7 protein-coding genes and 1 pseudogene are annotated in these 3,222 nt (G+C 56.8%); all 8 read right to left on the bottom strand.

The annotated features are described in order from the left end of the window. Nucleotides 1-134: 134 nt before the first annotated feature. Complete coding sequence (locus WC026_RS17250) at nucleotides 135-287, bottom strand: hypothetical protein (RefSeq protein ID WP_372712244.1); 153 nt, start codon at nucleotides 285-287, stop codon at nucleotides 135-137. A 34-nt stretch (nucleotides 288-321) separates the two neighbouring features. Further along, a complete protein-coding gene (locus WC026_RS17245; protein ID WP_372712243.1) occupies nucleotides 322-864 on the bottom strand; it encodes a hypothetical protein in 543 nt (180 codons plus the stop codon). Nucleotides 865-892: 28 nt separating this feature from the next. Further along, on the bottom strand, nucleotides 893-1,273 hold the full coding sequence (locus WC026_RS17240) for a hypothetical protein (RefSeq protein WP_372712242.1): 381 nt from the start codon (nucleotides 1,271-1,273) through the stop codon (nucleotides 893-895). After that, nucleotides 1,273-1,473, bottom strand: coding sequence for a hypothetical protein (locus WC026_RS17235; RefSeq protein WP_372712241.1), 201 nt, complete (start codon nucleotides 1,471-1,473; stop codon nucleotides 1,273-1,275). Before WC026_RS17235 ends, WC026_RS17240 begins: the two co-directional genes overlap by 1 nt. A gap of 33 nt (nucleotides 1,474-1,506) precedes the next feature. Next, the gene (locus WC026_RS17230; protein ID WP_372712240.1) at nucleotides 1,507-1,665 is read right to left on the bottom strand and encodes a hypothetical protein; all 159 of its coding nucleotides are present in this window, start codon (nucleotides 1,663-1,665) and stop codon (nucleotides 1,507-1,509) included. 29 nt (nucleotides 1,666-1,694) lie between these two features. Further along, nucleotides 1,695-1,904: a hypothetical protein gene (locus WC026_RS17225; RefSeq protein ID WP_372712239.1), complete on the bottom strand. Its 210-nt coding sequence runs from the start codon at nucleotides 1,902-1,904 to the stop codon at nucleotides 1,695-1,697. A gap of 35 nt (nucleotides 1,905-1,939) precedes the next feature. Continuing rightward, nucleotides 1,940-2,344, bottom strand: a complete 405-nt coding sequence (locus tag WC026_RS17220; RefSeq protein WP_372712238.1) for a hypothetical protein — start codon at nucleotides 2,342-2,344, stop codon at nucleotides 1,940-1,942. Nucleotides 2,345-2,554: 210 nt separating this feature from the next. Continuing rightward, nucleotides 2,555-3,222: pseudogene (locus WC026_RS17215) on the bottom strand (hypothetical protein); the annotation flags it as partial.

Here is a 3,222-nt window from a genome sequence, read left to right as displayed (position 1 = left end):
ATAGCATGAGCGCAGTTCTTATAGGCGCTTAGAATCGTATAGGTGCCGACAAGCGGTCGGCGATCTAGGAAAGGCGGAATGGTCGTGTCGGTCGATGTCAAGAAATGTTCCTTCAACCCCTGTTAACGCGAATTTTAGCGGCGCTCGGAAAACTCGATGATCTCGCTCGGCACGCCGCGCTTCGCCTGGCTCGAAACCTGCAACTGCGTCTTGATGGTTCGCAGGATTTCGCGGGACTGAGCAGCGATAGCGTCGGCACGGTTCGGAAGCATCTGTTCCGTCTTCACGTCATTCAGCGTTTCCCAAAGAATGTCTTTGAGGCTAGAGGCCGTAAGCGGCCGGATGACCGTGACGGCGTTCTTGCTGCTGCGCTTCGCGCTCACGCTTTTGGCTTTTGTTACCGGTTTGATTTGCTTGGCGGATTTCATAATTGTTGCTCCTGGTTTTGATTTCGCGGTTGAGATCAATCGTCAGTTGGAACGCATCGGCAAACTCGCCGTACTCACGGGCTCGGTATCGCCGGTCGTATTCCGCCTTCCAAAGCTTGTACGAAGGCCGGCGGCAGTACTCGGCATGAAACTTGGCCCGTTTCTTTCGTTCGATCCGTGCGGCCTCCGGGTCGTATGAGGCCCGGAAATGCGCGGCCTTTTTGGCTTTCAGCATGGCGCGGTTCTTGCGCCGATATTCCATGTCGTAGGCGCGCTTCTCGGCTACCCGTTGCGCCTTCGGCTTGTGTGGCTTGCGCCGACCTTTGCCCGCACACTTGCGTCCGCAGAAAATTCGGAGGCCGGATGCGCGGGCGCGATTGACAGCGCCGTTCGGCTTCTCGGCTTCCTTCCTGCAATGGGCGCAAATAATCTTCATGATCGTTCTTGCGTGTTGACTGCGAATTTCATGTTTCGAGCACGTATCGCTCGGTCATCGAGCATCCGTCATCGGTGGCGCCGACCTCGAATGAGAAGCCGTCCTGCCACATGGTGAAGCCCTTGAGACACTCGGTCATGCTGTCCCATGACGCGATTGATCGAGTTTGCATCTTGCCGTGCATGCGCAATTCGATATGCCCCTCCCACCGAAACACATCCATGCTGTGATGCTTCCAAGCTCCCTTCGCCGGCCAAAGGCGGCTCGGTTCGCACACGACCTCAAAACCCTGATCCGAGAACGCTTGCGCAATCGCCTTCGCAAGCCGCTGGCGAACCTTGCCGACATGCGCGGCGCGACGATGCTTGCGCTGCGGTCTAAAATTCGGATGACGCTCAGCCGTTTGCATCAGTACCGCTCCGCCATTTCGAGAGCGTCGGCCTTCGCAGACTTGAAGGTGAAATACACTTGGTCCGGGGTGCTAAATAGGGACACCAGCCAACCGCGACCGCGCGGCATCATTTGTTGAATGTGCCCCGCACGCTCGCCGGATTTACCGATGACGGCGTATGTGCAACTCCCGTCTTTCACTAGCTTCGGCTTTTTCATGTCAGGTATCCGACCTTGTGAGCATATCTGGCGTTAGCGAACGAAATGATCGTTTCCGTCGCGGCGCAGCTTCCGGTTCTTGCGAACAAACCCGGTGAAGCTGCCGTCGCGCTGTGCCGCCATCGGGTATGTTCTGAAATTGAATTTGGCCTTACGGCGCTCGCGCGCTCTGCGGACCTGGCGGCTTTCCATTTTCTCGGCTTCCATTGTTGTCGTGACCGCTAAATTCTGGACGGAAGGCTTGCGCGCCGCATCGGTGCGCCGCTGATCTGTCGATCCAGCACGCGAAGGCCAGCAAGGCAGGCCATTTCTGTAGTCATGCGAATGGCGGTTTTTGTCTTGGCGCGAACTTGTCGCTCTGCGCCGTCGAATGACCGCGCGTTGACGATGTGATCTTTGCCGTCTGCGGTGTGGACTAAGAATTTTGCCATTTTCATCCCCTCAAAGATTGGTCATCAGCCAAATGCTATCCAAACACCTTGCTCAAGGCGCCGAGCACCCGGTCCCTGGTTGGCTTGCCGGCCTCGTCGAGCATGACGACCAGCTTCTCGAATAGCGGGAAGTCGTCTTCCTTGAGAAGCTGCGCCGCGGCCAAAGTGGTTTGTAGATCGAACTTGGGGGAATGAGCTTTGAGCGTCTTCGTCTTGGCGGCACGGGGCTTGCGCACCGGGCGATCTTCCGTTTGCACCGTTGTCTTGGAGCCACCAAACGGACCGCCATTTTCAATGGTGACGCCCGTGATAACTTTCTCGGTCTTCGCCTTGCGCGGCTTCTTTTCTTTAACGGCCTTCTCAGCCTTCGGCTTTTCCGGCGCGATCGGCGGCGACGGCATCTGGAACGGGGCAAACGGGCTGGGGGTCTGATCGCTCATGTCGAGGCTCCACGGGGTTTAAAAATACAGTGTAGTACGATTTTAGGGTTTGTCAATGCGAGTAGCCCCACGTTACCGTGGCGGTTATTCCTAGCGCGGAAATCCAATAACACACGTCGACCCAGTTTCCGTGCAGTGCCCACCGGCCCGCATTCAGCGCATACAAAGTCATGATGACGTAGTTGAAAATCTTGGGATCGAGCAGCAGACTCATTTGCTATACCTCTCTCCCAACGAGCCTTCTGCATCCAGCGGCAATCCGGGCAACCACGGCACGTCGCGAATCATTTCTTGCCGGCAGCGCTCAAGATTTTCTTCCGCGTGCCCGTCATCCGGAATCAGCAATAGCAGCTCGTCATAGGGCCAGTTCAGGGTGCGAAATCCCATGCGCTTGATCCTTATCAGCGCCTGCGACACGATCACGCGCGACACCGCCTCGCAGATGTTCTGCGTCAGCTTCGCGCCCCACATCTTCTTCCAACCCGATCTCGTTTTCAAGCGCCAAAATCCGTCGCGCTCGAAATCCCTGATATTCTCCTCGTCCGGATCGGGGATGTGCCACTCCAGCGTGTCGTAGATCATCATCGCGCCGTTCGGCAGATAGATACGATGGTCCTTAACCGTGAGCGGGCCGAACTGCTCCGTGCGCCCGGCGGCTAAAGCAGGCAGCATCCTGAAATTGCAAATCGACCAGTATCCAGTTTTCGGCGCACAGATGGAAGGATTCGTTTCTCTATATAGGCGCACGAACTTCATCGCATCCTCAATCGGGATGTCGACCGATGGTCCATAGAGACCGTTTTTTGCCGTGATTTTAAATTGCTTGCCCGCGGCGCCGTAGCCGCACATCAGGCGGCCCTGCTTGCCCATGCCGCGCT

It is taken from the genome of Hyphomicrobium sp. (assembly GCF_041674905.1).
Classification (GTDB): Bacteria; Pseudomonadota; Alphaproteobacteria; order Rhizobiales; family Hyphomicrobiaceae; genus Hyphomicrobium_B.
The sequence above is the reverse complement of the archived record's forward strand: the minus strand, read 5'-3'. Positions and strand labels throughout refer to the sequence as shown.